1 protein-coding gene is annotated in these 537 nt (G+C 64.6%); it reads left to right on the top strand.

The genetic code is table 11. The features are described 5' to 3' along the window. Window positions 1–457, top strand: a 457-nt coding sequence (locus tag C0V97_RS01605; RefSeq protein WP_233581899.1) for a terminase TerL endonuclease subunit, incomplete at its 5' end; no start/stop codon positions are given. Window positions 458–537: the final 80 nt, after the last annotated feature.

Genomic DNA, 537 nt, shown 5'->3' with positions numbered 1-537 from the left:
TCTGGTCATCACGGCCGAGCCCGGCACCGATATCGACCAGCTGGTGGCGGTACTCGGCACGATCGACCAGAGCAACAAGCTCGCGATCGTGGGGCTCGACCCGATGGGCGTCGGCGCCATTGTCGATGCGCTGGCCGCAATCGGCATCGCGCATGAGCGCGTGGTGGGTATCTCGCAGGGCTGGACGCTTTCGGGCGCCATCAAGACCGCCGAGCGCAAGCTGGCGGATGGCACGCTCTGCCACGGTGCGCGGCCAATCATGGCCTGGGCGGTTTCGAACGCAAAGGTCGAGCCCAGGGGCAATGCCATCATCATCACCAAACAGGCGGCGGGCTATCTCAAGATCGACCCGCTGATGGCGCTGCTCAATGCCGTCACGCTGATGAGCCGCAACCCCGAGCCGCCCGGTGGCGGCCGGATGGATGATTTTCTTTCAACCGGGATCATTGCCGTATGAGCATCGCCACAAGACTGCGCGGCATGGCCTACAAGGCCGCAAGCGCGGCTTTTCACTCCGTCACGGGCGTATCGCTGACC

The organism is Asaia sp. W19 (assembly GCF_003994335.1).
GTDB lineage: Bacteria > Pseudomonadota > Alphaproteobacteria > Acetobacterales > Acetobacteraceae > Asaia.
Note: the sequence above shows the minus strand (reverse complement) of the source record. Positions and strands in the feature narration are given on the sequence as shown.